Raw genomic sequence first — 25,304 nt, 5'->3', positions numbered from 1 at the left:
GGTGTGCGCCGGTGGACGGGCCGTCCGCCGTCATACCTCCAGGTTCTCCTCGATGTCGCGGAGCCGGTGCCTGGCCATGGCCAGGTTCGCGCGGGACCTGTCGAGGGCCATGTAGAGGAAGAGGCCCTTGCCCTTGCGTCCGGTCACCGGGCGGATGACGTGGTACTGGCTGGAGATGCTGATGAGGATGTCCTCGATCTCCTCCTTGAGGCCGAGCTGCTCCATGGTGCGGAACTTGGCCCGGACCACCTCGGTGTTCCCGGCGGCGGCCACCTCCAGGTCGAGGGTCTTGGAACTGCCCAGATGCCCGAGGGCCATGCCGCTGTTGTAGTCGACGACGGCGGCGCCGATCGCCCCGTCGATCGTCATCATGTCCTTCAGCGAGAGGTCGAGGTTGGACACGTGCTCCCCTTTCGTTGTCATTGCCTTCGGCGCGGGGTCGACAGGTGGGCGGCGACGGCGCGCGCGACCGGGCGCGACTCCAGATGCAGCCGCCCCACGTTGACGGTCGGTTCCGCGAGGACGGTGAGGGACGCGGTCGGGCCCGCCGCGTAGATCACCACGTAGCCGTCCACCCCGCGGATCACGACCTCGTGGAACGCGCCGCCGTGCGCGGTCAGCGCGATCCGGTGCGCCAGCGACAGGCCCGTGGCCGTCACCGCCGCCATCCCGGTCGGTTCGACGGCCGCGGCCAGGTCGTGCGCGATGAGCAGCCCGTCCGCCGACGCGACGAGGCTGCCGGTGAGCTGCGGGACGCGCGCCCGCAGTGCCCGCAGCTCCGTCGCCACCCCGGCCTCGGGGACCCGCGCCGCCGTCCCCGGCCCCGCTCGTTTCGCCACCTTCGCCAGCCCTTCGATCAGTCGTTTCACCGGTCGTCCGGTCAGCCGAGCTCCACCAGCGCCGCCCGCAGCCGGCCGAGCAGCTCGTGATCGGGCGCGGCCCACTCGACCGCCCCCTCACCCCACTCCCGGGGCTCCCTCTCCACGAGCGGCGCCGTCTCTGCGGGCGGCGCCGTCTCCACGAGGGACGCCGTCTCCACGAGGGACGCCGCGGCCAGGCCGCGGACGGCGAGCAGGCAGCCGAACGCCGTCCGCCCGAGGTCGCGGGCCAGCCGCGCGGGCGTGCGCCGCCCGTCGGCGTTGAGCAGGATCTCCGCCTGGACGCCGGTCAGGATGACGCGCTGCCGCCGCACCCGCCGGACCGGCACGACGGGCGCCGCGTCGACGCCCCCGCCCGGCCAGGCCGCGTCGAGCCGGGCGCGGCGCCGCCGCTGCTCGTGCACGAGCGTCGCCACGCCGATCCGCAGGGCGCCGCCCGCCTGCTTCCCCGCGACCAGCGGTTCCTCCGCGAACACCGGCTCGGCCGCCGAACCGAGCAGGAAGTAGGCGGCGTCGAACAGCGCGAGCAGCGCCGGCAGCTCGGGGCCGGGCCCGCCCGGCAGGTCGCCGGCGCCCGGCACATGCCTGCTCTCGGCGTGGACGACGGCCCCGCCGGCGAGATGGAACGCGCCATCGTCGCCCACGCGCAGCACACCGGTGCACCTTTCCCGCTCCAGTGCGCCGAGCGCGCCGCAAATGTCGCCGCCCATGTCACCCGTCCGCCATTTCCTGGACGAGGCTCCGCATGCGCAGCCGCGCGAGCGCGATATTGCCGTTCTCCCGGTCGAGCAGTAAATGGACGAAGAGGTGCCCGTCGAGGTCGGCTCCGGAGAGGGCCAACAGGTGATATCCCGCGGCGCCGCACACGATGATCTCCTCGATGTCATCGCCCGCCGCGGTCGCGCTGAGCGCCGGCGACGCCAGCACCGCCCGCACCACATCGGTCGCGCCGGCCGCGTCCTCATGCTGGTCAACGATGTCCTCGCGACCGGCCGCCGCGACGGCGAGCCCGCTGGCGCAGTCCACCAGCGTCACCCGCCGGGCCCCCGGGATCGTCATCATCCGGGCAAGGCAGTCGTCGATCCGCACTCATTCCCCCACCGAATGAGAGTTGCAGGAACTCGACCATAGCCACAACTTTGCACCCCGCAACACCAAGCGGTTAAATCCCGCCTACATCTCCCGACCGGAGCATGAATACTGCCCCGTATCCAAACCGGTCAGCCCTGTTTCACCGTTCCATCCGCAGAATCGGCCCGCCCGATCCCGCCAATTCCGTCCCACCCACAACCGCCCAACGCGACCCGCCGCCGACCGGCGGGGCGGTTCCGCTGTGAGCGTGCAGGGGTTCTGCAGGGAAAGGCGCGGAGGCAGAGTTCTCCTCATGAGGCTTCTGATGCTGGGCGGGACGGAGTTCGTGGGGCGGGCCATCACCGAGGACGCCCTCGCACGCGGCTGGGACGTGACCGTCTTCCATCGCGGACGCCACGACCCGCCCGCCGGGGTGCGGTCACTGCACGGCGACCGCACCACCGACGACGGCCTCAAGGCCCTCGCAGACGGCGAGTGGGACGCGGTGGTCGACACCTGGTCGGGCGCGCCGTCCACCGTCCGCGATGCCGCGCACCTTCTGGCGGGCCGGGTCGGGCGCTACGTCTACATATCCAGCGTTTCCGTCTACCAGTTCCCGACGCCGCCCGGCCTCACCGAGGAGACAGCCGTGGTGGACGGCTCTCCAGACGCCGGCGACGTCGACTACGCTGCCGCCAAGCGAGGGAGCGAACTGGCGGCAATCGACACCTTCGGAGACAGGGCCCTGCTGATGCGGGCCGGCCTCATCCTGGGCCCTTACGAGAACATCGGGCGCCTGCCGTGGTGGCTGAACCGCATCGCGCAAGGCGGCGACGTCCTGGCCCCCGGCCCGCGCGACTTGGGCTTGCAGTACATCGACGTACGCGACCTGGCCACCTGGACCTTGGACGCCGCAGAGCAGGGCCTAGGCGGCGCCTACAACCTGGTCAGTCCACCGGCCCACACGACGATGGAGGAGCTTCTCCAAGCCTGCATCCACGTAACCGGCTCGAACGCGAACCTCGTCTGGACGCCCCCGGAGACCATCCTCAAAGCGGGCATCCAGCCGTGGACGGACCTCCCCGTCTGGCTGCCGCCCGGCGAGGCCCACGACACCATGCATCAGGCCAACGCCGACAAGGCCCTCGCCGCAGGGCTGCGTTGCAGGCCCGTCCAGGAGACGGTCGCCGACACCTGGCAGTGGCTCCAGTCCATCGGCGGACGGGCACCGCAGCGCCCAGACCGTCCAGTCGTGGGTCTGGCCCCCGGCAAGGAGGCCGAGACGCTGCGCTCAGGGGAGATGGGTGGAGATCCGGGTGAGGAGGGCGCGAAGTAGGGCCAGTTCCTCGCGGCCTACGGCGTCCTGGACGTTGGTCCACTCGGTCTCGACGGCGGCGGTCAGGCGGGTGACCTCCTCCTGGCCGCGCTCGGAGAGGAACACGAGGATCCTGCGGCGGTCGTCCTCGTCCGGGCGGCGGTAGACCAGGCCCGCGGACACCAGGCGGTCGACCACCTTGGTGAGCGTCGGGGCGGGCAGGAGGGCGTGCTCGGCGATCTCGGTCATCGGATGCCCGGCGCCGTCGGACAGCAGGGAGGTGACGCGCCACTCCTCCACGGTCGAGCCGGCGGTCTTGAGGGCGGCGCCGAGCCGGGCGGTGATGTCGCGCTCGACGCGCGCCAGCACCCGCGGGAGGTCCAGCTCGTGCTGCGGAACACCTGTCGTAGTCATCGCAACAACAAAGATTACCGCGTCGTAGAAAGTATTTTTGGACGCCCATGGGCTACCGTCCCCGTATGGACGACCTGAACGTCGCCCTGGTGGTGCCGCTGCAGGGGCCCGCGGGACTCTTCGGGCCCTCCGCCGAGCTGTGCGCTCGATTGGCACAGGAAGAAATCAATGCCGAGGGCGGCGTGCTCGGCCGCCGGCTGCGGCTCGTCCTCGTGGACGGCGGCGCCCCGCCGCCGGTGGTCGCCGACCGGGTCGGGTCGCTGGTCGGCTCGGGCGCCGCGCACGCGGTCACCGGCTGGCACATCTCGGCCGTCCGGCAGTGCCTGGCGCCGCGCCTGGCCGGGCGCGTCCCGTACGTCTACACCGCGCTGTACGAAGGGGGCGAGCGCTCGCCGGGGGTGTTCCTCACCGGCGAGACGCCCGACGGGCAGCTGCGGCCGGCGCTGCGGCGGCTCGCCGCGGAGTTCGGCGTCCGGCGCTGGACGGTCATCGGCGACGACTACGTCTGGCCGCGCGTCTCGGCGCACGCCGTCCGGTCGTACCTGGCCGAGCAGGGCGCGGTGCTGTGCGACGAGATCTTCGTCCGGCTCGGCACGCAGGACTTCAGCGGCCCGCTGCGCCGGATCGACGCGAGCGGCTGCGAGGGCGTCCTCATGCTGCTGGTCGGCGACGACGCGGTGGCGTTCAACCGGGCGTTCGGCGCGGCCGGGCTGCCGCACCTGCGGTTCAGCCCGCTGATGGACGAGAACATGCTGCTCGCGTCGGGCGTGGAGGGCACGCGCGGGCTGTACGCGGCGGCGGGGTTCTTCGAGACGCTCCCGACCGGGGACGGCCTGGACTTCGGTGCCCGCTACCACCGTCGCTTCGGCGCGCAGGCGCCGCCGCTGAACAGCATGGGGGAGTCCTGCTACGAGGGGGTGCGGCTGCTCGGCGAGCTGTTCCGGCGCAGCGGCGAACCGGACGTGCGAAGAATGAGCGCGCTCGCCGAGGGCATCGGCTACGACGGGCCGCGCGGGCCCGTCGAGGTGCGGGACCGGCACCTGCGGCAGCGGGTGTTCCTCGCCGCCGCCGACGGGCTGGAGTTCGACGTGCTGTGCCAGCTCACCCCTTGACCATTAGTTCATATCAAAATAATTTCTACAGGAACTAAGGGGGTTTCTCATGGCGGCGACCTACGATCTCGGCGACTTCACCCTGCAGGGCGGCGCGACCCTGCGCGGAGCGCAGCTCACCTACGAGACCTACGGCGACCTGGCGGCCGACAAGAGCAACGCCATCGTCTACCCCACCTGGTACTCCGGACGGCACCAGGACAACGAGTGGCTCATCGGCGAGGGCATGGCGCTGGACCCGGCCCGCTACTTCATCATCGTGCCGAACATGCTGGGCAACGGGCTGTCCAGTTCGCCCAGCAACACCCCGCCGCCCTACGACCGCGCCCGCTTCCCGCACGTCACCATGTACGACAACGTCGAGGCCCAGCACCGGCTCGTCACCGAGCACTTCGGCATCGAGCGGCTGCCGCTGGTGACGGGCTGGTCCATGGGCGCGGGCCAGACCTACCAGTGGGGCGTCAGCCATCCCGAGATGGTCGAGCGGATCGCCCCGTTCTGCGGATCGTCCCGCACCAGCTACCACAACCAGGTCTTCCTGGAGGGAGTGAAGGCCGCACTGACGGCCGATGGCGCGTTCGCGGAGGGCTGGTACACCTCTCCCCCTACGCGGGGGCTGCGCGCCGCCGCGCGCGTGTACGCGGGCTGGGGGTTCTCCCAGGCGTTCTACTGGGACCGCCTGTACGAGCGTCTCGGCCACACCTCTCTCGAAGACTTCCTCGTCGGTTTCTGGGAGGGCTTCTTCCTGGACGACCGTGACGCCAACAACCTGCTCACCATGCTCTGGACGTGGCAGAACGCCGATGTCGGCCGCACACCCGGCTTCAACGGCGACACCAAGGCGGCACTCGCGTCCATCAAGGCGCGGGCCCTCGTCATGCCCGCCGAGAAGGACCTGTACTTCCCGCCCGAGGACGAGGAGTGGGCCGTCCAGCACATCCCGGGTGCGGAGCTCCGCGTCATCCCCGGCGTCTGGGGGCACTTCGCCGGCCACGGAAGCAACCCGGAGGACACCGCCTTCATCGACGCCGCCCTGAAGGAGCTCCTGGCCGCCTGACGAGGCCGCGTGACGGGATCCGGCCGCGCGTCCATTGACTATTACTTCACATCCGAATAGTTTCTGTGGGAAGTAATCCGTGCGGCTGGAGGCCCCGTCATGGTGATCTATCAGTACCGCTGCGCCCGGTGCGGACCCGTCGACCTCGCGCTGCCGATGGGCGGCGCGCGCCCCGAGAACCCGTGCGCGGAGTGCGGCGGCACCGCGCGCCGCGTCTACACCGCCCCGGCGCTCACCCGGCCCGGCGCGCCGCTGACCCGGGCACTGGACGCCCAGGAGGCCAGCAGGCACGAGCCCCAGGTCGTCTCGGCGCCGCCGCCGGGGCGTCCGCGTCCCGTCCCGCCCGCCGACCCCCGGCACGCGCTCCTCCCCCGGCCCTGACCATGGGAAGCGTGGGCCTGCTCTACGTCGGCGCGGCCCTGTTCGTCAACGCGCTGATGATGCTCGGACGCGTCGAGGCCCGGTCGGCGGCGCTCCTCAACCTCTTCGTCGGCGCGCTGCAGGTGGTGCTGCCGACGCTGCTGCTCGTCGCCGCCGGGGACGACCTCGCGGCGATCACCGCGGCGGCCGGGATCTACCTGTTCGGGTTCACCTACCTCTATGTCGGCATCGGCCTGCTCGCCGGGCTGGACACCACCGGCGCCGGCTGGTTCTCGCTGTTCGTCGCGCTGGCGGCGCTCGGCTTCGCCGCGATCAACTTCTTCGACGTCCGGGACCACCCGTTCGGGGTCATCTGGCTCTGCTGGTCGTTCCTGTGGTTCCTGTTCTTCCTCGTCCTCGGCCTCAAGCGGGACGAACTGACCCGCTACACGGGCTGGGTCACGCTCGCCAACGCCGCGGGCACCACGACGCTGCCCGCGTTCCTGCTGCTGACGGACGCCTACTCGACGTCCGCCGTGTTCGCCGCCGTCCTGGCCGGCTGCGCCGTGGCCGTCCTCGCGGGGCTGTGGGTCCTGACCCGTCCCGGACGCGTGCCGGCCGGGGCGCCGCCGCAGCCCGTCGCCGGCCCCTGACTCCGTCTCCTTCTCGCACCTTCTCGCCCGATCCGCTTCAGGAGGTACCCCATGCCCGAAGTCGTCTTCAGCGTCGACCAGGCCCGGTCCATGCGCGACCAGAACGTGCCCGGCCACAACCGGTGGCACCCCGGCATCCCCGCCGCGGCGACCGTCCGCCCCGGCGCGGAGTTCCGCGTCGAATGCCGCGAGTGGACGGACGGCCAGATCGGCAACAACGACTCCGCGAACGACGTCCGCGACGTCGACCTGTCGCCCTGCCACATGCTGAGCGGGCCCATCGCCGTCGAGGGCGCCGAACCCGGCGACCTCCTCGTGGTCGACATCCTCGACCTCGGCCCCATCCCGCAGGAGACGGGAGGCATCGCCGGACAGGGCTGGGGCTACACCGGCATCTTCGCCAAGCAGAACGGTGGCGGCTTCCTCACCGACTACTACCCCGACGCCTACAAGGCCATCTGGGACTTCCATGGACAGCAGGCCACCTCGCGCCACATCCCAGGGGTGCGCTTCACCGGCATCACCCACCCCGGCCTGTTCGGCACGGCCCCATCACCGGAACTGCTGGCCCGCTGGAATGCGCGGGAACAGGCCCTCATCGACACCGACCCCCTGCGCGTACCGCCGCTCGCACTGCCGCCCCTCACCGACGGCACGCTCGCCGGGACGCTCACCGGCGACGCCCTCGCGAAGGTCGGCGCCGAAGGGGCCCGGACCGTCCCGCCGCGCGAGAACGGCGGCAACCACGACATCAAGAACTTCACCCGGGGCTCGCGCGTCTTCTACCCCGTCCACGTGCCGGGCGGCATGCTGTCCGGCGGCGACCTGCACTTCAGCCAGGGCGACGGCGAGATCACCTTCTGCGGCGCCATTGAGATGGGCGGCTTCATCGACTTCCACGTCGACCTCATCAAGGGCGGCATGGAGAAGTACGGCGTCACCACCAACCCGATCTTCATGCCGGGCAACGTGGAGCCGCGCTACTCGGAGTTCATCAGCTTCGTCGGCATCTCCGTCGACCACGGCACCGACACCAACCACTACAACGACGCCACCCTCGCCTACCGGAACGCCTGCCTCAACGCCATCGAGTACCTCAAGACGTTCGGCTACAGCGGCGAGCAGGCCTATCTCCTGCTCGGCGCCGCGCCGATCGAGGGACGCGTCAGCGGCGTCGTCGACATCCCGAACGCCTGCTGCTCGCTCTACCTGCCCACGGCCATCTTCGACTTCGACGTCCGCCCGACGGCCGACGGCCCGCGCCGCGCCGACCGCGGCCAGTGCGCCGTCTCGTCCTGACCCGGTCCTGGAACCGCGGCCCGGTCCATGCCCTCGGGCAGGGGCCGGGCCGCGGCCATGGAGCACGGCGCGCACGACCGCGTGACCATCGCGCATCGAGTGGACGCGGCGGGGTCACGTCCGCTAGAGAGACGTCCTATGAGCGCTTTGGTACTCGGGCCACATCTCCGGCATGTGAGTCACCACACCGCGACCATCTGGGTGGAGACCGAACGGCCCTGCGAGGTCCGGGTCGTCAACGAGGAGCACGGCGTCGACGCGTCCGCCCGGACGTTCACCGCACACGGCCACCACTACGCGCTCGTCGAGATCGACGGGCTCGCGGCGGGCTCGCGGATCCCCTACGAGGTGCGCACCGACGGCGACACCGTCTGGCCCGAGGACGACGGCTTCCCGCCGTCCCAGATCAGGACGCTGGACGAGAGCGGCGGGCTGCGGATCTCGTTCGGATCCTGCCGCCGCTCGCCCGGCACCGTGGCGGAGTTCGGGCACGACGCGCTCGCCGCGTTCGCCGAGCGGCTCCGGACCGGCGGCGACGCGGTCACCTGGCCCGACATCCTGCTGATGGTCGGCGACCAGGTGTACGCCGACGAGCTGAGCGAGGAGATGCGCGCGTTCATCGGCGGCCGGCGCGGCCCCGACGAGCAGCCCGCCGACGAGGCCGCCGACTTCGAGGACTACACGCACCTCTACCAGCTCGCCTGGCACGGCGACCCCGCCGTCCGGTGGCTGCTGTCGACCGTCCCGACCCTCACGATCTTCGACGACCACGACATCCGGGACGACTGGAACACCTCCTACGCCTGGCGGCGGGAGATGTGGTCGCAGCCCTGGTGGAAGGACCGCATCACCGGCGGGATCGGCTCGTACTGGATCTACCAGCACCTCGGGAACATGTCGCCGCGGGACCGGGCGTCCGACCCGCTGTTCGCGAAGCTGCGCGAGGCGTCCGACACGACGGGCGACGCCGGGGCCGTCCTGGACGCGTTCGCGGAGAAGGCCGACAAGGAACCTGCCAGTACGCGCTGGAGCTATGCCCACGACTGGGGCGGCACCCGCCTGATCGTCGTCGACAGCCGGTGCTCGCGGCTGCTCACCGCCGACCGGCGCGGGATGCTCGACGACGAGGAGTTCGACTGGCTGGACGGCCAGTGCCAGGGCGGCATGGACCACCTGCTCATCGCCAGCTCCCTGCCCTACCTGCTCCCCATGGCGATCCACCACGCCGAGTCGTGGAACGAGGCCGTCGCCGGCGGCGCCTGGGGCAGGCGCGGCGCGGCGGTCGGGGAGAAGATCCGGCAGGCCGCCGACCTGGAGCACTGGGCCGCGTTCGAGCGGTCGTTCCGCGACGTGGCCGCCGACGTCGTCGCCGTCGGACGCGGTGAGCGCGGCCTTGCGCCGGCGAGCATCTCCTTCCTGTCCGGCGACATCCACTACTCCTACCTGGCGCGGGTCACCGAGCCGGGCACGCAGTCGAAGGTGTCGCAGATCGTCTGCTCGCCGCTGCGGAACCCGCTGCAGGGCAAGTTCAAGTGGGCGAACCGCATCGCCTACTCGCGGGCGTCGGGCGCCCCGTTCCGGATGCTGGCGAAGCTCGCGAAGGTGCCCGTCCCGCCCATCCGGTGGCGGATGACCGAGGGCCCCTGGTTCCACAACGCCATCGCGACGGTCGAGCTGTCCGGCCGCGACTGCAACGTGCGCTGGGAGAGTCCGCACGGCGACGGCCGGCTCAGCGAGATGGGCCGCGCCCGCATCACCTGAGTCCGCGCGGAGCGCCCCGCGGCCCGGGCAAAAGGAAATCGCGTCCGAAATGTATGACGGTCAGTGGTCAAGCGAGCACAACGTGCGAGACCCGGAAAGGTTTCGAGTAGGGTGCGGATACCGGTTCCGAACCTGTGAGCTGCTTCTTCCCGTAAAGATCCGGCGGAAGCGCGGGGCCGGCGCGAAACGGCTGGTAGCGTCCCGCCGCGGCTCCCATTTCATAGTTACCGGGGAGTCGCCAACGGGCGGGTCGTCATGAAAGAGTGGCGAATCGCCGTATTGGCCTACTGGGCTGCAGGGCTTCACTACGCTATAAGCGCCCGGGGTCGCTACGCCGAGTGGGCACGCTGTGAGCTCCCGTGTTGAGGAAGGACGGTGCCGCATGGATCGTTGCGCGCTGTTCGTTGACGCCGGCTATCTGCTGGCGGACGGTGCCATGGCTGTGCACGGCACGCGCCATCGCGAAACGGTCTCGTGGGACTTCGGCGGCCTCCTGCAACTCCTCGGCAACCTGGCCAGGGAGCGCACGGGCATGCCGCTGCTGCGCTGCTACTGGTACGAGGCGACGATCGAGGGCCGCCGCTCGCCCGAGCACGACGCGCTCGCCGACCTGCCCGGCCTCAAGCTGCGGCTCGGCCGCGTCCGGCCCGGCCGCCGCGAGGGCGTCGACACCGAGATCCACCGCGACCTGATGACCCTGGCCCGCAACGGCGCGCTCGCCGACGCCGTGCTGGTCAGCGGCGACGAGGACCTCGCGCAGATCGTCACCGACGCCCAGGACCTCGGCGTCCGCGTCACCGTCGTGCACGTCGCCGTCGACGGCAACTGGACGATCTCCCGGGTGCTGCGGCAGGAGTGCGACGACCTGATCGAGATCGGCTCCGGCCACCTGCGCCCCTACGTCAACCTGCTCGCCGGCATGGACGGGACGTCCGGCTCCTCCCTCGGGACGAGCCCCCTGTCCAACGGGCACGGCGGCAACGGCCACGGCGGCCCGCTCGGCCCGCTGGCCCCGGCCGCGCACAGCGGGCCGCCGCCCGCGTCCCCGGTCACCGGGCCGCCGATCCCGACATCGTCCGCGCCGTCGCTGCCGTCCGTCCGCGACCTCGGCCCGGCCATGACCGGCGGGCTGAGCGGCAGCGCCGGCACCGGTACCGGGCCGATGCCACTGCCCGGCGGCACCGGTGGCGGCCTCGCCGGATCGTCCTACGGCTCCGGCGCCCAGAACGTCCCACTCCAGCCCGCCTCCACGACCGGGCCGTCCCCCTTGACGGGGCCGTCCTCCCTCACCGGGCCGTCCTCCGCCCAGGCGCCCTCGGCACCGGCCCCCTCCGCGCCGCCGATGCCCGCACCGCCGCCGAGCACCGGGCCGCAGTACGGCTCGTCGCCCATCCCCGCGCCGTCCCCGCCGCCCCCGCCCCAGACGCTGCCGTCGCAGCCGAGCGGCCAGCACGGCCCCTACACCGGGCCGCAGCAGCTCCCCGTCCCGGCGCAGAGCACCCCGACCCTCGCGGACGCCGTGAAGTCCGCCCACCAGGAGGGCCAGGACTTCGGCGAGTCCGTCGCCCGCGACGCGCCCGCCCTGTGGCTGGAGGCCGTCCTCGCCCGCAAGCCGCGCATGCCGTCCGACCTGGAGGCGCGGCTGCTGCAGGGCTCCTCGCTGCCGATCGACTTCCTGCTGCACGACGAGGTCCGGCACGCGCTGCGCCGCGGATTCTGGGACGCGCTCGAACGTTCCCGCAGGTGAGCTGACAGGTACGCGGGGGATTCGGCGATCATCGTCGATTCGCCCGCTTCGGCCGGGCGCCGCCGGGTAGCGTTGAAGCGTGACGCATGTGACGGAAGACGATCTCGACGATCTGGAGTTCGACACCCTGCGCACCGGCGATCACATCTCGGCGGCCCGCCGGCTGTCCGAGCTGGCCGAGTCGGTCTCCGGTGGGGTGTCACGCGCCAACGTCCTGCTGCGCGCCGGCGAGCAGTGGCAGCACGCCGGCGACCACGCGAAGGCCGCCGAGCTGTACCGCAGGGCCATGGACGACGGCGGCGAGACCTACGGCGACCCGCGCGCCTACCTCGCCGACGCGCTCTTCGAACTGGGCCACGCCGACGAGGCCCGCACCCTCCTCGACCAGATCCGCGCCGACAGCCCCCGCGACCCCGAGGTCTACCGCGCCGTCGCCGAGGTCCTGTACGCCCAGGGCGACGCCACCGGCGCCCACGAATGGGCCACCAGCGGCGCCGACGTCGTCCTCGCCATCCGCGACCGCGCCGTCGGCACCGGCATGGGCGGCGGCCCCGACGAGGCCCCCGCCCCCGACGCCGACACCCTCACCCCCGGCCCCGACGACGCGGCCATCGCCGAAGACAGCCTCGAAGCCCTCCTCCGCCTCCGCTACCGCGCCCGCGTAGACCTCGGCCGCAGCGAAGACGACTACGACGCACTCCTGGACGACCTCCTCAAGAACGCGTGAGGTCTGAACCGCCGGAGAGGCGGCGTCGGCACGTCCCCCGCGCGGCTAGAGCTCGGTTATTAGTTCGCTTAGGGATTGGGCGACTGTTGTCGGGGGCTCGTGGTCGGTTGTTCGCCAGCCTCTCAGGTGCGCCTCTCTGAGGGCCTGGGCGTGGTTGGCGGGGGCGGTGCGGTCCGCATGGGTGCGGAGGTAGCCGCAGGGCGCCTCCGGCCAATCTGGGGCCAGGGGGAGGTCGTTTCCGGGGTCGGCGTGGTCGTGCTCGCCGCGGCGGGGGAGGTCGGCGTCCACGAAGACGAATCCGGCGACCGGGCGGTGCGCGGCGCGCTGGGCGAGGGCGATGCCCGGCAGGAGGGGGCCGGCGGCGCCGTGGGCGACGAGGGCGAGCGGCGGGGCCGGGGCCGTCGCGGTGATGATCAGGGAGACGCGGGCGATGTAGCGGGGGCCGGTCTCGTCCGGGACGTCCGGCGCCACCACGTCCAGGCCGTAGGAGCGGAGCATCTCCGGCAGGTCGCCCCAGGAGGCCGCGGTGGCGTGCGGGGCGTGCAGCAGGACGACGGTTCCGGGAGTCACGCCGCCGAACCTACACGGGCGGCTGCGGGGTGCCGGGGCGGGGTCAATAGGCTCTGACCGTGAGCGATCGTGACGAACTGCTGCGGCAGATCAAGGACAAGGCCGTGGTGCACGGAGACTTCGTGCTGTCGTCGGGCAAGCGGGCGTCCTGGTACGTGGACCTGCGCCGGGTGACGCTGGACGGGGCCGCGGCGCCGCTGGTGGGGCGGGTCATGCTGGACGAGACCGCCGACCTGGAGTACGACGCCGTCGGCGGGCTGACGCTCGGCGCGGACCCGGTGGCCACCGCGATGCTGCACGCGGCGGCGGCGCGGGGGCGGGCGCTGGACGCGTTCGTCGTCCGCAAGGCGGGCAAGGCGCACGGGCTGCAGCGCCGCATCGAGGGGCCGGACGTCGCCGGGCGGCGTGTGCTCGCGGTCGAGGACACCTCCACCACGGGCGGGTCCGTGCTGACCGCGGTGGAGGCGCTGCGGGAGGCGGGGGCGGAGGTCGTGGCGGTCGCGACGATCCTGGAGCGGGGCGCCGCCGGGCGCATCGCCGAGGAGGGGCTCGTCTACCGGCACCCCTACGACGTCGCGGACCTGGGCTTGGGGTGACGTCCGGTCAGCTCTTGGCCTTGACGAACCACTGGCCGCGCTGGCCGGCGGTCTTGCGCGGCTGCACCTCGCCGTAGATGACGACCTTCAGGGAGCCGCCGTTGCCGGCGACGACCTGAAGGGGCGCCTGCTCGTACTTGAGGGTGTCCCCCGTGTTGAGCGTGGTGTTGGTCAGCACCTTGCCGCCGGTGTCGGCGACGCGGACCACGACGTTGGTGGGCTGCCCGGTCACGCTGATCACGAGGGGTACGTCGGACGCCGGCGTCGCCTTCTCGTTGGCGCTCGGAGTCGTCTTGCCGCCGCTCGTTGGCGAGGCGGCCGTCGACGGCCCGGTCTGATCGGGTTCGCCCGTGATCGCGTTGACCAGGGCCATGCCGCCGACCACGAGAAGGGCCAAGGCGGCCACCACGGCCAATGCCGCGATCAGTATGCGCGCGAGACCCCTAGGGTCCGACCGATGACGTCCCACATGGGGAGGTTAGCGATAACTGTCACCGCTGAGCGACGGACGTGACTCTTCGGGACCATTCTTATTTGGACCGTGGTCCGCTTTACGCCCCTTCAGCACCTCCCGGATGATCGGAATCACCGACAGGACGAGGATCACCGCGACGCCGGGAAGGATGTACTTCTCGATGTCGGGGACCTCGGAACCGAGGAAGTGGCCGAGCAGGAACAGGGCGTCCGTCCAGAGCACGCCGCCGATGGCGTTCCAGATGAAGAACCGCTTGGCGTCCATGCCAAGCATGCCGGCGAGCGGGTTCAGGAACGTGCGGACGATCGGGATGAACCGCGCCAGCACCACCGCCTTCGCGGGACCGAACCGGTTGAAGTAGTGCTCGGCCTTCTCGACCCACTCCTGCTTGAAGATGCGGGAGTCGGGACGCTCGAACAGCTTGCGGCCGTATCTGGCGCCGAGCCAGTGGCCGAGCTGGGCGCCGGCGATCGCCGCGATCGGGCCGCCGATCAGCAGCCAGGGCAGCGACAGCGGCTGGAACTCCTGCCCGTTGACGGTCGAGACCGCCGTGAGGATCCCCGCCGTGAAGAGCAGCGAGTCGCCCGGAAGGATGCAGCCGAAGAGCAGTCCGGTCTCCGCGAAGATGATGGCGAGCACGCCGATCGTCGCGAAGGTGCCGAAGAGCTGCAACCATGCGGTGGGGTGCAGCCACTCTGTGATGTTCAGGGGAAGGGTCGTGAGATCCACACGGCGAGCGTACCTTTCAACCCGCTCCGTAGAGGCGGGATACTGGGGGTGGACGGCATGCCCGACCCGGAAACCGCGTGACCTGGGCGCTCACCTGGGTACGCGGACGACCGGGTGCTACCGCCCGGCGGGACGCCCGGCGGCACCGCTGCGTATGAAAGGACGCTGACAATGCCCATCGCAACGCCCGAGGTCTACGCGGAGATGCTCGACCGTGCGAAGCAGGACGGCTTCGCCTTCCCCGCGATCAACGTGACGTCCAGCCAGACGCTGAACGCCGCGCTGCGCGGCTTCGCCGAGGCCGAGAGCGACGGGATCGTGCAGGTGTCCACCGGCGGAGCCGAGTACCTGTCCGGCTCCACGGTGAAGGACATGGTCACCGGCGCGACCGCGCTGGCCGAGTACGCCCGGGTCGTGGCCGCCAAGTACCCGGTGAACATCGCCCTGCACACCGACCACTGCCCGAAGGACAAGCTGGACGGCTTCATGCGTCCGCTGATCAAGATCTCCCAGGAGCGGGTGGCGCGCGGCGAGGAGCCGCTGTTCCAGTCGCACATGTGGGACGGGTCCGCCGTCGAGCTGCACGAGAACCTGCAGATCGCCGCCGAGCTGCTGGAGCAGTGCGCCAAGGCCCGGATCATCATGGAGATGGAGATCGGCGTCGTCGGCGGCGAGGAGGACGGCGTCGCCAACGAGATCAACGAGAAGCTCTACACGACGCCGGGCGACGCGCTCGCGACCGCCGAGGCCGTCGGCGTGGGCGACAAGGGCCGCTACATCCTCGCGGCGACGTTCGGCAACGTGCACGGCGTCTACAAGCCGGGCTCGGTCAAGCTGCGTCCCGAGGTGCTCAAGGAGATCCAGGACGCGGTCGGCGCCAAGTACGGCAAGGACAAGCCGTTCGACCTGGTCTTCCACGGCGGCTCCGGCTCGTCGCTGGAGGAGATCCGCGAGGCCGTCTCCTACGGCGTCATCAAGATGAACATCGACACCGACACGCAGTACGCGTTCACCCGTCCGGTCGCGGAGCACATGTTCCGCAACTACGACGGCGTGCTGAAGGTCGACGGCGAGGTCGGCAACAAGAAGCAGTACGACCCGCGCTCGTGGGGCAAGGCCGCCGAGACCGCCATGGCCGCCCGCATCGTCGAGGCCGCCGAGAACCTCCAGTCCGCCGGCAAGAAGCTGTAACTCCCAGGGGGGCGACCCCCTGGAACCCCCGTCAACGGTCGAGAGGCCGTTTCCCCGATCCGCTGGCGCGTCTCGGCGAAACAGCCTCTCGACCGGCGGGTCGGGCGGCCTCCGGGCGCTAGGGCGCCCTCCGGCCGCCCGACCCGTGGGTGCCGCTTGGGGTTGGTTGTGGCTAGTTTTTTCATGAAACTGGGTAGGGTGCTGGTGTGGCGCTACCCCGTACGTATGAGTCGCAGAACTGTTCTATCGCTCGGTCGCTGGAAGTGGTCGGCGATCGGTGGACGATGCTGGTGATTCGCAGCGCCTTTCAGGGCGTGCGGCGCTTCGACGACTTCCAGGACGTGCTCGGTGTGGCGCGCAACGTGCTCACCGACCGGCTGAACCGGCTGTGCGACGAGGGCATCATGCGCCGCGTCCCGTACCAGCAGCGGCCGGAGCGGTTCGAGTACCGACTCACCCGCAAGGGCGTGGAACTGTGGCCGGCGGTCATGACCCTGATGATGTGGGGCGACCGCCACTACGCGCCGGACGGGCCGCCGCTGATCATCGGCCATCGCGGCTGCGCGGGCGCGCTGGCGCCGGACTTCACGTGCGACTCCTGCGGCGCGCACCTCGGCCCGTCCGATGTGGATCCCCGGCCCGGTCCGACAGCTTGATCGACTTTTGGGTTGCTTCACGCAACTTTCTGCGATGCAATGAGTTGCATGAAGAAACTCGAAGTGCGCGGCATCGGGGACGTGCGCATCCGGCCGTACGGGATCACCGACGGGCCGCGCGTGCGGCGGATGTCGGACCGGCTCTCGGCCGCCAGCCTCTACACGCGCTTCTTCTCCGGCACGCCCCGCATCCCCGACTACTACGTGGGCATGCTCGACCGGCTCGACCACTGGGACCGCGAGGCCATGGTCGGCCTGGACGGCGAGGACATCGCGGGCATCGCCGAGTACGTCCGCGACTCCGCGCGGCCCTGGCGGGCGGACATCGCCGTCCTCGTCACCGATCCCTGGCAGCACTGCGGGCTCGGCAGCACCCTGGTCGGCTACCTCGCCCAGCTCGCCGCGCGGCGCGGCATCACCGAGTTCGACGCGGACGTGATCCTGACGAACCGGCAGGGGCTCCGGTTCGTCCACCGCGGATGGCCGGCCGCCCGCTCCGTCCTGGACGGCGGCGCGGCCCACTTCACCCTGCCGGTCCTCGGCCCGTGACCCGGGTTGTCGAAGGCGTCGCGGGGCTGCTTACCATGGCCCGCATGACCCAGAACCTGCTCGGCGGCCCTCCTCCGACCGAACTCCCGGACAACACCGAAGCCCGGACGGCCTTGGAGAACGGCGTCGACCCGTTCGAAGTCGCCGCGCGCCACCCGGACTACCCGGGCGCGTGGGCCGAGCTGGCCGACCGTGCCTTCGCCAACGGCTCCGTCATCGACTCCTACGCCTTCGCCCGCACCGGCTACCACCGCGGCCTCGACCAGCTGCGCCGGGCCGGCTGGAAGGGCCAGGGGCCCGTCCCGTGGGAGCACGAGGCCAACCGCGGCTTCCTGCGCGCCCTGCACGCGCTCGGCCGCGCCGCCGCCGCCATCGGCGAGGAGGACGAGGCCGAGCGCTGCAAGGCGTTCCTGCGCGACAGCAGCCCCACGGCCGCCGATACCCTCAACGGCTCCTGATCGAGCGGGCCGCCCGGTGCGCCTGGGCGGCCACGCCCGGAACCCCCGACACGACGAACGGGCCTCCGCCGACCAGGTCACCGACCACGTGCAGGCGCTGATCGGGCCGGTCCCCGATGAGCAGCCGGCCCGTGCCGGCGTCGATCGCCAGGCCGCCGTCCGGGTCCTGCGCGGCGCCCTGGGCCAGCAGGGACGAGGCGAGCGCCTCCGCCGCCCTGGGGATCGCGTGCGGCGGCGGGTTGACCGCGTTGATCACGGCGTCGGCGGTGCGGACGCCCGCCGCGTGCGTGATCCGGAACCGGCGGCCGGCCTCGATCTTCTCGATCCCGGACAGCGCCTCCAGCGTCCCCGCCTCGAACAAGTCCAGGAGCACGGCGGCATTGCGGGGCACCATCGGCGACGCCAGGCTCGTGACCGTGCGGTAGTGGCGGGCGCGGAGACGTTCCCGGTCGGTCGGCGAGAGCAACCGCCATGCCAGGGGGCCGAGAGTGTGCGCGGTTTCCTGGACGATGCGGCGGGCCAGTTGCGGGGCGTCCACCATGGCCAGTTGCTCGCGCAGGTTCGCGGCCGGGTGCCGACGTGTCGCTGCGGCTATCCAGGTGGTCAGGTCGTCCCAGCTTTCGCCGTGTTCCGCCAGCTCCGTGCGGATCAGGTCGGCGAAATCGTTGAGGGGGACAGGGGCATTCAGGGTCCGCAGGCGTTCGGGTGTCAGGTGCCGGATGTCCGTCTTGACCGGGCGCTGCCAGACGAACGGGAGCGTGCCGCTCCGCGACACCAGGCTGATCCGGCCGGTGTGCCCGCGCGCGGCCAGCGACACCACGATGTCGACGGCGGTCAGGCCGCCGCCGATGACGGCCACGTCCCGTCCGGACGGGATGCCCGCGAGGGTCCGTTCCAGCGGGTAGGGGTCGGCGGTGAAGCCGGGTGCTCCCGCCAGCCCGTACAGGTCGCGGGGCGTGCCGCCGCCGACGCACAGGACGACCTGGTCGGCGGTGCGGGTCCGGCCGTCCGCCGTCCGGACGGCCGGGCGGCCGTCGAGGGACACGCTGGTCACCGGTGAAGGAACGACTTCTGTGTTGGTGAATCGGGCCAGCGCGGCCTCGGCGGTGTCCGCCAGGTAGCGCCCGTAGACGGCGCGGGGCGGGATGGGGCTGCCCAGGCGCTCGTCGGTGTAGGTCGCGGGCTGACCGTCCAGCCAGCGCGCGTAGTGCTCCCGGTCGCCGAACCGGATCGACATGATCGGCGGCGGGGCGTTGACGAGGACGGAGTCCAGGTCGGGCCGGTAGGGGCGGCCCCGCCACGGCGTGTCCGAGGGGTCGAACACGGTGACGGTCCGCACGTCCGAGGGGTCGAGGGCGTCCAGCAGCGCGACGGCCGCCGCGCCCGCTCCGATGATCGCGATGTCCATGCCGCCGAGCCTCGCCGCCCGGCCGCGGCCGGCCCATCCCGCGGGACGGGGGATCCGGCCGCGCCCGGATCCCCCATCTGAGGGGGTACGGCGGCGCGGGGCGGCGGGCAGACTGGAACCATGATCGACCAGCGGGAACGGCGGGCCCTCCTCGACGCGGCCGCGCGTGCGGGGGACGCGGCGGGCCTCTTCGCCGCCGCCTCCGCGCGGCTCGGGCGGCTGGTCGGCTTCCAGGCGGCGGCCTGGTCGGCCACCGACCCCGAGACCGGGCTCGTCACCGCGCCGATGCGGGTGGAGAACCTGGGGCGCGGCGAGGACTGCTTCGCCTACTGGGAGTGCGCGCTCCTGGAGGAGACCGTGCTCCCGTTCCGCGAGCTGGCCCGCGCCGCCGTCCCGGCCGCCGGGCTGGCGGCGGGCACCGGCGGGCTGCCCGCGCGCAGCGCCCAGTTCCGCAAGCTCCTCGACCGCCAGGGCGTCGGGGACGAGCTGCGCGCCGTCCTGCGGACCGGCGGGCGGCCCTGGGGCGTCGTCAGCCTGTTCCGTGAGAAGGGCGAGGAGCCGTTCGGCCCGGCGGAGATCTCCCTGGTCGCCGGGCTCTCGGCGCCGCTGGCCGACCGGCTGCGGGAGCTGGCCCGGCCGGTGCGGACGGCGGAGCCCGCCGCCGCGCAGGACCCGGGGCTCATCCTGTTCGACGCGGCCGGGACGCCCATCTCGATCAACGCCGAGGCGCGCCACCATCTCGGCCGCCTCCCGGACGGCCCGACCGTCCCGTCCCCGCTGGGCCCGCCGCTGCCGGTCTGGCTCGCCGGGACGGCCGCGCAGGCCCGTGCCGTCGCCGCCGGGCACGACCGCGGCGCCGCCCGCATCCGGATCCGCACGCGCGACGGCCAGTGGCTCGTCGTCCACGCCTCCTGCATGGACGGCTCCCCCGGCGGCGCGCCCGGCCCGACCGCCGTGGTCGTCCAGCCCGCCACCGGCTCCGACATGGCGCCGGTCATCGCGGAGGCGTACGGATTGTCGGCCCGCGAGCTGGAGATCACCCAGCTGGTCGCGCGCGGGCTGGCGACCGGCGACATCGCCGCCGAGCTGGTCATCTCCCCACATACCGTTCGCGATCACGTCAAGGCGGTGTTCGCCAAGACGGGCGTGTCGAGCCGCGGCGAACTGGTCGCGAAACTGTTCGCGGAGAACTACTGGCCGCGCCGCACCGCGCCCCGTTCGGGGCCCTGACCAGCGGAGCGGATCAGGCTCCGGTTTCCTTGCGGCCGAGGTGCGGGTACGCTTTGATCGCAAGAGGCCCCTTCGCCCTTGCGGCGACCGGGGCCTTCGTCGTGGGAAGGAAGAGTGGCATGCCCGCCATCGTTCTTGTCGGTGCCCAGTGGGGAGATGAGGGCAAGGGCAAGGCAACAGACCTGCTCGGCGGGGACGTCGACTACGTCGTCCGCTACCAGGGCGGCAACAACGCCGGCCACACGGTGGTCATCGGCGACAAGAGCTACGCGCTGCACCTGCTGCCTTCCGGGGTCCTGTCGCCCGACGTCGTCCCCGTGATCGGCAACGGGGTGGTGATCGACCCGGCCGTGCTGCTCCAGGAGATCGACGGCCTGCGCGAGCGCGGCATCTCCTGCGAGCGCCTGCTGATCTCGGCGAACGCGCACCTGATCATGCCGCACCACCGGGCCCTCGACAAGGTCACCGAGCGGTACCTCGGCAAGGCCCGGATCGGCACCACCGGGCGCGGCATCGGCCCCACCTACGCCGACAAGATCAACCGGATGGGCATCCGCGTCCAGGACCTGTTCGACCCGAACATCCTCACGCAGAAGCTCGACCTGGCGCTGCGCGAGAAGAACCAGGTGCTGACGAAGGTCTACAACCGGCGCCGCATCGAGACGGGCCCGATCGTCCAGGAGTACCTGGCGTACGGGGAGCGGCTGAAGCCGTTCGTCGCCGACACCACGCTCGTGCTGAACAAGGCCCTGGACGACGGCAAGGTCGTCCTGCTGGAGGGCGCGCAGGGCACGCTGCTGGACATCGACCACGGCACCTACCCGTTCGTGACGTCGTCCAGCCCGACGGCGGGCGGCGCGTGCGCGGGCTCCGGCGTCGGCCCCACGAAGATCACCCGCGTGATCGGCATCCTGAAGGCCTACACGACCCGTGTCGGCTCCGGGCCGTTCCCCACCGAGCTGCTGGACGAGCAGGGCGAGTACCTGCGCACGACCGGCGGCGAGTACGGCGTCACCACGGGCCGCGACCGCCGCTGCGGCTGGTTCGACGCCGTCATCGCCCGGTACGCGACCCGCGTCAACGGCATCACCGACTACTTCCTGACGAAGCTGGACGTCCTGTCCGGGCTGGAGCGGGTCCCGGTGTGCGTCGCCTACGACGTGGACGGCGAGCGGGTCGACGAGCTGCCCACCACCCAGACGGAGTTCCACCACGCCAAGCCGATCCTGGAGTACCTGGACGGCTGGCAGGAGGACATCACCGGCGCGAAGAAGTTCGAGGACCTGCCGGCGAACGCCCAGGCGTACGTCCGGGCGCTGGAGGAGATGTCCGGCGCGCAGATCTCGGCCATCGGCGTCGGCCCCGGCCGCGACCAGACCCTCTCCCTCCGCCCCCTTGTCTGACGTTCTTCACCCGGCGTTCAGTCACGGACGCTAACGTGCGTGCGGTGATCTCTACCGTCGAGGTGCACGGGCACCGGGGCGCGCGCGGCCTCCGCCCGGAGAACACCCTCCCCGGTTTCGTCCACGCCCTCGACCTGGGCGTGGACGCGATCGAGCTGGACGTGGGCCTGTCCGCGGACGGCGCGGTCGTGCTGAACCACGACCAGGTGCTCTCGGCGCGCAACCTCGTGGACGGCGGCCCCGCCCAGCCCGACGACCCCGGCTTCCCTTATGTGGGCAGGCCGATCCGGGAGCTGACGCTGGCGCAGCTGCGCACGGTGGACGCGGGCGCACGTCAGGGGATGCCCGGCACGGGCATCCCCACGCTGGCCGAGGCGTGCGCGCTGCTCGCCCCTGAGGCGGAGGTCGCTCTCTCAGTCGAACTCAAGACCGATCCGACATGGACGGACGAAGAGGTCGAACTCTTCACCGCCGCCGTGGTGGACGTCCTGAGGTCTCATGGCCTGGCCGGTCGTACGCGGCTGCTGGCCTTCGACTGGCGCGTCCTGGCCGAGGCCCGCAGCCACTACCCGGAGCTGGGACGTGTGGCGCTGATGGAGCGCAAGACGCTCGTCCCCGGCACGTCCTGGCTGGCGGGGCTCTCCCCGGCCGATCCGGTGGCCGCGGCCCTCGCGGCCGGTGCGACCGCCGTCTCGCCGGAGCACGTCATCACCACGCCAGAGCTGGTGGAGCAGGCCCACGCGCTGGCCTTGCCGGTCATCGTGTGGACGGTGAACGGCCAGGACGACATGGTCCGCTTCATCGAGTACGGCGTGGACGCCATCGTCACCGACTACCCAGACCGCCTCCAGGACGTCCTAGCGGCGGTCTAGGCGGGCGAACGGTCGAGGGCCCGGGTCTAGAGCCAGCCGTTGCGGCGGAAGCCCCTGTAGAGGGACAGACAGGCCAGGCCGATGACGCCGAGGATCAGCGGGTAGCCGTAGTGCCACTGGGTTTCGGGCATGAACTTGAAGTTCATCCCGTAGACCCCCGCGATGGCGGTGGGGACCATGAAGATGGCGCCCCAGGCGGAGATCTTGCGCATGTCCTTGTTGTCGGCGACGGTGACCTGGGTCATGTGCGCCTGGAGGATCGGGTTCAGCAGCTCGTCGTAGGACTCGACCTGCTCGCGGACGCGGGTGAGGTGGTCCTCGACGTCGCGCAGGTACTCCTTTATCTCCGCCGGGACGAACCGGCGCCCGGAGAGGTTGCGCAGCGGCCCGGCGAGCGGCCCCACCGCGCGCTTGAGCTGGATGACCTCGCGCTTGAGGCGGTAGATGCGTCGCGACTCGTCGGTGCGCTCCGGGGAGAAGACGGCCTCTTCGACCTCGTCGATGTCCTCCATGACGGCGTCGGCGACGCCGACGTAGCCGTCCACGACGCGGTCGGCGACGGCGTGCAGGACGGCGGCCGGGCCGAGGCCGAGCCGGGCCGGGTCGCGCTCCAGGTCGCGGCGGACGGTGCCGAGTTCGCCGTGGGTGCCGTGCCGGACGGTCACCACGAAGTCGGGCCCGCAGAACAGCATGATCTCGCCGGTCACGACGACCTCGGCGCCGCCGGGCTCGCTCGGGACGTAGCCGACGGTCTTCATGACGACGAAGTGGACGTCGTCGTAGCGCTCCAGCTTCGGCCGCTGGTGGGCGTGGATCGCGTCCTCGACGGCGAGCGGGTGCAGGCCGAAGACCTCGGCGATGTCGGCGAGTTCGGTGGCGGACGGCTCGTGGAGCCCGACCCACACGAAGCCGGCGCTGTCGCCGTCGGGGGTGAGCCGGCCGTCGCGGACCATCCGGACGGCGTCGGCGACGGTGTCGGTGCAGACCCGGTGACCGTCGATGTAGGCGGCCCAGTCGATGACGGCCGAATCGCGGTTCGGAGCCTGCACGCCGCTAGGGCGGCCGCGCGTCTTGAACAGTGCGCGGCCTGGGCGGACTCGTGTCATGGCCATGAGGTGCTCCTAACCCGCCGGCCACACGCGCGCAGCGCGCGCTCAACCCAGGCTGATCAGCGAAGGGAGCGCGCGAAGGCGGTGGCCGGGCGCCAGACGGAGGCGGACGGAAGGACAGTCCTGTGCGGACTGTGAGGGTTTTCCGGCGAACTGCAAGTATCGCCAGGACTCATCCCGACCACCTCCTTTCACGCACCTCGACACCGGGCGGTCAAGCCCGTCGCAGCTTACCAGCCGACATTTAGGACGCTGCCCATAACGGAGAGGTTCACGCACCACGGGTGTGACGGTCGCCTCAGTCGACCCAACGCCCGCGGCGGCGGGCCTTATGCCCGCCCTCCCCGCGCCTCCCCGGCCGGGCCCCCGCGCGCGCCCGGATCTGTAAGCTCGCGTGACGTGCGAGTACTCGTCCTTGGATCGGGTGGCCGCGAGCACGCGCTCGCCCGCGCCCTGCACCGCGACCCAGCCGTCACCGCCCTCCACTGCGCCCCGGGCAACCCGGGCACGGCCGAGATCGCGGACAACCACCAGCTCGACCCGTGCGACCCGACGGCGGTGACCGAGCTGGCCGAGCGGCTGCGCGTCGACCTCGTCGTCGTCGGCCCCGAGGCGGTGCTGGTCGCCGGGGTGGGCGACATGCTGCGCACGCGCGGCATCCCCTGCTTCGGCCCGGACCGCGCCGCCGCGCGCATCGAGGCGTCCAAGGCGTTCGCGAAGGAGATCATGGCGGCGGCCGGGGTGCCGACCGCCGAGGCGCGGGTCTGCGACACGACCGTGCAGGTCGAGGAGGCGCTCGACGCGTTCGGCCCGCCCTACGTCGTGAAGGACGACGGCCTCGCCGCCGGCAAGGGCGTCGTCGTCACCGAGGACCGCGGCGCCGCGTCCCGGCACGCCACCGCCTGCGAGCGCGTCGTCATCGAGGAGTTCCTGGACGGCCCCGAGGTCTCCCTGTTCGCGCTCTGCGACGGGCAGCACGCCGTCCCGCTGCTCGCCGCCCAGGACTTCAAGCGCGCCTACGACGGTGATGACGGCCCTAACACGGGCGGTATGGGCGCCTACACGCCGCTCCCCTGGATCTCCCCGGAGCTGGTGGACGAGGTCATGTCCACGGTCGTGCAGCCCGCAGTGGACGAGCTGCGCCGCCGTGAGATTCCTTACGTCGGGACCCTTTACGCCGGTCTGGCGCTGACGTCCAAGGGCGTGCGGGTCATCGAGTTCAACGCGCGTTTCGGCGACCCCGAGACCCAGGTCGTCCTGGACCGGCTCGCCACCCCGCTCGCCAAGCTGCTGCAAGCGTGCGCGATCGGCGGGCTCGACCCCGAGTTCCGTCCCGAATGGCACCCGGGCTCGGCCGTCACGGTCGTCGTCGCCGCCGAGGGCTACCCGTCCGCCCCCGTGAAGGGCGACGAGATCACCGGCCTGGACGAGGCCGCCGCGGTCGACGGCGCCTACGTCCTGCACGCCGGCACGAAGCTCGGCGGGGAGGGCCGCCTGGTCGCCAACGGCGGCCGCGTCCTGAACGTGGTGGGCACCGGCCCCGACCTCGCCGCCGCCCGCACCGCCGCCTACGAGGCCGTCTCCAAGATCTCGCTGCGCGGCTCCCACCACCGATCCGACATCGCCCTGAAGGCCGCGCGCGACGTCGTCCCTGGGTGATGGGA

Annotated in this window: 28 protein-coding genes; 18 read left to right on the top strand and 10 right to left on the bottom strand. The window is 71.8% G+C overall.

The genetic code is table 11. The features are described 5' to 3' along the window. Nucleotides 1-30: 30 nt before the first annotated feature. The 4 genes from HUT06_RS01930 to HUT06_RS01915 are packed head-to-tail and all read right to left on the bottom strand — an operon-like array spanning nucleotide 31 to nucleotide 1,967. Complete coding sequence (locus HUT06_RS01930) at nucleotides 31-402, bottom strand: hypothetical protein (RefSeq protein ID WP_176194112.1); 372 nt, start codon at nucleotides 400-402, stop codon at nucleotides 31-33. A 17-nt stretch (nucleotides 403-419) separates the two neighbouring features. Further along, the gene (locus HUT06_RS01925; RefSeq protein ID WP_254714926.1) at nucleotides 420-869 is read right to left on the bottom strand and encodes a roadblock/LC7 domain-containing protein; all 450 of its coding nucleotides are present in this window, start codon (nucleotides 867-869) and stop codon (nucleotides 420-422) included. Nucleotides 870-880: 11 nt separating this feature from the next. After that, nucleotides 881-1,588 (bottom strand): hypothetical protein, encoded by a 708-nt coding sequence (locus HUT06_RS01920; RefSeq protein WP_176194111.1) that lies wholly within the window; start codon nucleotides 1,586-1,588, stop codon nucleotides 881-883. Nucleotide 1,589: 1 nt separating this feature from the next. Next, nucleotides 1,590-1,967: a hypothetical protein gene (locus HUT06_RS01915; RefSeq protein WP_254714925.1), complete on the bottom strand. Its 378-nt coding sequence runs from the start codon at nucleotides 1,965-1,967 to the stop codon at nucleotides 1,590-1,592. A gap of 295 nt (nucleotides 1,968-2,262) precedes the next feature. Between HUT06_RS01915 and HUT06_RS01910 the strand changes: the two genes are divergently transcribed. Next, a complete protein-coding gene (locus HUT06_RS01910) occupies nucleotides 2,263-3,285 on the top strand; it encodes an NAD-dependent epimerase/dehydratase family protein (RefSeq protein WP_176194110.1) in 1,023 nt (340 codons plus the stop codon). On the opposite strand, the gene HUT06_RS01905 is transcribed toward HUT06_RS01910, so the two are convergent. Beyond that, complete coding sequence (locus tag HUT06_RS01905) at nucleotides 3,241-3,678, bottom strand: MarR family winged helix-turn-helix transcriptional regulator (protein WP_176194109.1); 438 nt, start codon at nucleotides 3,676-3,678, stop codon at nucleotides 3,241-3,243. The genes HUT06_RS01910 and HUT06_RS01905 overlap by 45 nt on opposite strands. A 65-nt stretch (nucleotides 3,679-3,743) precedes the next feature. Between HUT06_RS01905 and HUT06_RS01900 the strand changes: the two genes are divergently transcribed. The 8 genes from HUT06_RS01900 to HUT06_RS01865 all read left to right on the top strand — a co-directional run bounded on the left by HUT06_RS01900 (nucleotide 3,744) and on the right by HUT06_RS01865 (nucleotide 12,394). Further along, nucleotides 3,744-4,790 (top strand): substrate-binding domain-containing protein, encoded by a 1,047-nt coding sequence (locus HUT06_RS01900; protein ID WP_217711146.1) that lies wholly within the window; start codon nucleotides 3,744-3,746, stop codon nucleotides 4,788-4,790. A gap of 49 nt (nucleotides 4,791-4,839) precedes the next feature. Continuing rightward, nucleotides 4,840-5,847, top strand: coding sequence for an alpha/beta fold hydrolase (locus HUT06_RS01895; RefSeq protein ID WP_176194107.1), 1,008 nt, complete (start codon nucleotides 4,840-4,842; stop codon nucleotides 5,845-5,847). Nucleotides 5,848-5,946: 99 nt separating this feature from the next. Beyond that, a complete protein-coding gene (locus HUT06_RS01890) occupies nucleotides 5,947-6,228 on the top strand; it encodes an FmdB family zinc ribbon protein (RefSeq protein WP_176194106.1) in 282 nt (93 codons plus the stop codon). 2 nt (nucleotides 6,229-6,230) lie between these two features. After that, entirely contained in the window at nucleotides 6,231-6,860 is a 630-nt protein-coding gene (locus tag HUT06_RS01885; RefSeq protein WP_176194105.1) for an AmiS/UreI family transporter, read from the top strand. Between the two features lie 51 nt (nucleotides 6,861-6,911). Continuing rightward, the gene (gene fmdA, locus HUT06_RS01880) at nucleotides 6,912-8,159 is read left to right on the top strand and encodes a formamidase (protein ID WP_176194104.1); all 1,248 of its coding nucleotides are present in this window, start codon (nucleotides 6,912-6,914) and stop codon (nucleotides 8,157-8,159) included. Nucleotides 8,160-8,333: 174 nt separating this feature from the next. Next, nucleotides 8,334-9,920, top strand: a complete 1,587-nt coding sequence (locus HUT06_RS01875) for an alkaline phosphatase D family protein (RefSeq protein WP_254714924.1) — start codon at nucleotides 8,334-8,336, stop codon at nucleotides 9,918-9,920. A 382-nt stretch (nucleotides 9,921-10,302) separates the two neighbouring features. Next, nucleotides 10,303-11,667: an NYN domain-containing protein gene (locus HUT06_RS01870; RefSeq protein ID WP_176194102.1), complete on the top strand. Its 1,365-nt coding sequence runs from the start codon at nucleotides 10,303-10,305 to the stop codon at nucleotides 11,665-11,667. Between the two features lie 79 nt (nucleotides 11,668-11,746). Next, complete coding sequence (locus tag HUT06_RS01865) at nucleotides 11,747-12,394, top strand: tol-pal system YbgF family protein (RefSeq protein WP_254714923.1); 648 nt, start codon at nucleotides 11,747-11,749, stop codon at nucleotides 12,392-12,394. Nucleotides 12,395-12,439: 45 nt separating this feature from the next. On the opposite strand, the gene HUT06_RS01860 is transcribed toward HUT06_RS01865, so the two are convergent. After that, entirely contained in the window at nucleotides 12,440-12,964 is a 525-nt protein-coding gene (locus tag HUT06_RS01860; RefSeq protein ID WP_176194101.1) for a hypothetical protein, read from the bottom strand. 59 nt (nucleotides 12,965-13,023) lie between these two features. Here HUT06_RS01860 and pyrE point away from each other — a divergent pair, with 59 nt between their 5' ends. After that, nucleotides 13,024-13,560, top strand: coding sequence for an orotate phosphoribosyltransferase (pyrE, locus tag HUT06_RS01855; protein ID WP_176194100.1), 537 nt, complete (start codon nucleotides 13,024-13,026; stop codon nucleotides 13,558-13,560). Between the two features lie 7 nt (nucleotides 13,561-13,567). Here pyrE and HUT06_RS01850 read toward each other — a convergent pair whose 3' ends face one another. Both HUT06_RS01850 and HUT06_RS01845 read right to left on the bottom strand, forming a co-directional pair. After that, on the bottom strand, nucleotides 13,568-13,966 hold the full coding sequence (locus HUT06_RS01850; protein WP_254715717.1) for a RodZ domain-containing protein: 399 nt from the start codon (nucleotides 13,964-13,966) through the stop codon (nucleotides 13,568-13,570). A 72-nt stretch (nucleotides 13,967-14,038) separates the two neighbouring features. Further along, the gene (locus tag HUT06_RS01845) at nucleotides 14,039-14,764 is read right to left on the bottom strand and encodes a DedA family protein (protein WP_176194098.1); all 726 of its coding nucleotides are present in this window, start codon (nucleotides 14,762-14,764) and stop codon (nucleotides 14,039-14,041) included. Nucleotides 14,765-14,935: 171 nt separating this feature from the next. On the opposite strand from HUT06_RS01845, the gene fbaA reads away from it, so the two are divergent. From fbaA to HUT06_RS01825, 4 genes are all read left to right on the top strand, one after another. After that, entirely contained in the window at nucleotides 14,936-15,955 is a 1,020-nt protein-coding gene (gene fbaA, locus HUT06_RS01840; protein ID WP_176194097.1) for a class II fructose-bisphosphate aldolase, read from the top strand. A gap of 206 nt (nucleotides 15,956-16,161) precedes the next feature. Next, on the top strand, nucleotides 16,162-16,611 hold the full coding sequence (locus HUT06_RS01835; protein ID WP_176194096.1) for a helix-turn-helix domain-containing protein: 450 nt from the start codon (nucleotides 16,162-16,164) through the stop codon (nucleotides 16,609-16,611). 48 nt (nucleotides 16,612-16,659) lie between these two features. Continuing rightward, nucleotides 16,660-17,160 (top strand): GNAT family N-acetyltransferase, encoded by a 501-nt coding sequence (locus tag HUT06_RS01830; protein ID WP_176194095.1) that lies wholly within the window; start codon nucleotides 16,660-16,662, stop codon nucleotides 17,158-17,160. A 35-nt stretch (nucleotides 17,161-17,195) separates the two neighbouring features. Next, a complete protein-coding gene (locus tag HUT06_RS01825) occupies nucleotides 17,196-17,618 on the top strand; it encodes a DUF3151 domain-containing protein (protein WP_217711145.1) in 423 nt (140 codons plus the stop codon). Here the strand turns inward: HUT06_RS01825 and HUT06_RS01820 are convergent. After that, nucleotides 17,605-19,026, bottom strand: coding sequence for an FAD/NAD(P)-binding protein (locus tag HUT06_RS01820; protein WP_176194093.1), 1,422 nt, complete (start codon nucleotides 19,024-19,026; stop codon nucleotides 17,605-17,607). The genes HUT06_RS01825 and HUT06_RS01820 overlap by 14 nt on opposite strands. 120 nt (nucleotides 19,027-19,146) lie before the next feature. Here HUT06_RS01820 and HUT06_RS01815 point away from each other — a divergent pair, with 120 nt between their 5' ends. From HUT06_RS01815 to HUT06_RS01805, 3 genes are all read left to right on the top strand, one after another. Then, the gene (locus HUT06_RS01815; RefSeq protein ID WP_176194092.1) at nucleotides 19,147-20,256 is read left to right on the top strand and encodes a helix-turn-helix transcriptional regulator; all 1,110 of its coding nucleotides are present in this window, start codon (nucleotides 19,147-19,149) and stop codon (nucleotides 20,254-20,256) included. Between the two features lie 119 nt (nucleotides 20,257-20,375). Further along, complete coding sequence (locus HUT06_RS01810) at nucleotides 20,376-21,659, top strand: adenylosuccinate synthase (protein WP_176194091.1); 1,284 nt, start codon at nucleotides 20,376-20,378, stop codon at nucleotides 21,657-21,659. 44 nt (nucleotides 21,660-21,703) lie between these two features. Then, complete coding sequence (locus tag HUT06_RS01805; RefSeq protein WP_176194090.1) at nucleotides 21,704-22,531, top strand: glycerophosphodiester phosphodiesterase family protein; 828 nt, start codon at nucleotides 21,704-21,706, stop codon at nucleotides 22,529-22,531. A 26-nt stretch (nucleotides 22,532-22,557) separates the two neighbouring features. Here the strand turns inward: HUT06_RS01805 and HUT06_RS01800 are convergent, their stop codons facing one another. Further along, nucleotides 22,558-23,643, bottom strand: a complete 1,086-nt coding sequence (locus HUT06_RS01800) for a magnesium and cobalt transport protein CorA (protein ID WP_176194089.1) — start codon at nucleotides 23,641-23,643, stop codon at nucleotides 22,558-22,560. Nucleotides 23,644-24,039: 396 nt separating this feature from the next. On the opposite strand from HUT06_RS01800, the gene purD reads away from it, so the two are divergent. After that, entirely contained in the window at nucleotides 24,040-25,299 is a 1,260-nt protein-coding gene (gene purD, locus HUT06_RS01795) for a phosphoribosylamine--glycine ligase (RefSeq protein WP_176194088.1), read from the top strand. Nucleotides 25,300-25,304: the final 5 nt, after the last annotated feature.

This window comes from Actinomadura sp. NAK00032 (assembly GCF_013364275.1).
GTDB lineage: Bacteria > Actinomycetota > Actinomycetes > Streptosporangiales > Streptosporangiaceae > Spirillospora.
Note: the sequence above shows the minus strand (reverse complement) of the source record. Positions and strands in the feature narration are given on the sequence as shown.

What these genes read in the sequence shown, in the direction of transcription:
- HUT06_RS01890 (WP_176194106.1), top strand. Translation starts at nt 5,947, where the DNA reads ATGGTGATCTATCAGTACCGCTGCGCCCGGTGCGGACCCGTCGACCTC.
- HUT06_RS01830 (WP_176194095.1), top strand. Translation starts at nt 16,660, where the DNA reads ATGAAGAAACTCGAAGTGCGCGGCATCGGGGACGTGCGCATCCGGCCG.
- HUT06_RS01900 (WP_217711146.1), top strand. Translation starts at nt 3,744, where the DNA reads ATGGACGACCTGAACGTCGCCCTGGTGGTGCCGCTGCAGGGGCCCGCG.
- HUT06_RS01895 (WP_176194107.1), top strand. Translation starts at nt 4,840, where the DNA reads ATGGCGGCGACCTACGATCTCGGCGACTTCACCCTGCAGGGCGGCGCG.
- HUT06_RS01800 (WP_176194089.1), bottom strand. Translation starts at nt 23,643, where the DNA reads ATGGCCATGACACGAGTCCGCCCAGGCCGCGCACTGTTCAAGACGCGC.
- fmdA (WP_176194104.1), top strand. Translation starts at nt 6,912, where the DNA reads ATGCCCGAAGTCGTCTTCAGCGTCGACCAGGCCCGGTCCATGCGCGAC.
- HUT06_RS01870 (WP_176194102.1), top strand. Translation starts at nt 10,303, where the DNA reads ATGGATCGTTGCGCGCTGTTCGTTGACGCCGGCTATCTGCTGGCGGAC.
- HUT06_RS01825 (WP_217711145.1), top strand. Translation starts at nt 17,196, where the DNA reads ATGGCCCGCATGACCCAGAACCTGCTCGGCGGCCCTCCTCCGACCGAA.
- HUT06_RS01820 (WP_176194093.1), bottom strand. Translation starts at nt 19,026, where the DNA reads ATGGACATCGCGATCATCGGAGCGGGCGCGGCGGCCGTCGCGCTGCTG.
- HUT06_RS01910 (WP_176194110.1), top strand. Translation starts at nt 2,263, where the DNA reads ATGAGGCTTCTGATGCTGGGCGGGACGGAGTTCGTGGGGCGGGCCATC.
- fbaA (WP_176194097.1), top strand. Translation starts at nt 14,936, where the DNA reads ATGCCCATCGCAACGCCCGAGGTCTACGCGGAGATGCTCGACCGTGCG.
- HUT06_RS01810 (WP_176194091.1), top strand. Translation starts at nt 20,376, where the DNA reads ATGCCCGCCATCGTTCTTGTCGGTGCCCAGTGGGGAGATGAGGGCAAG.
- HUT06_RS01815 (WP_176194092.1), top strand. Translation starts at nt 19,147, where the DNA reads ATGATCGACCAGCGGGAACGGCGGGCCCTCCTCGACGCGGCCGCGCGT.
- HUT06_RS01885 (WP_176194105.1), top strand. Translation starts at nt 6,231, where the DNA reads ATGGGAAGCGTGGGCCTGCTCTACGTCGGCGCGGCCCTGTTCGTCAAC.
- HUT06_RS01905 (WP_176194109.1), bottom strand. Translation starts at nt 3,678, where the DNA reads ATGACTACGACAGGTGTTCCGCAGCACGAGCTGGACCTCCCGCGGGTG.
- HUT06_RS01920 (WP_176194111.1), bottom strand. Translation starts at nt 1,588, where the DNA reads ATGGGCGGCGACATTTGCGGCGCGCTCGGCGCACTGGAGCGGGAAAGG.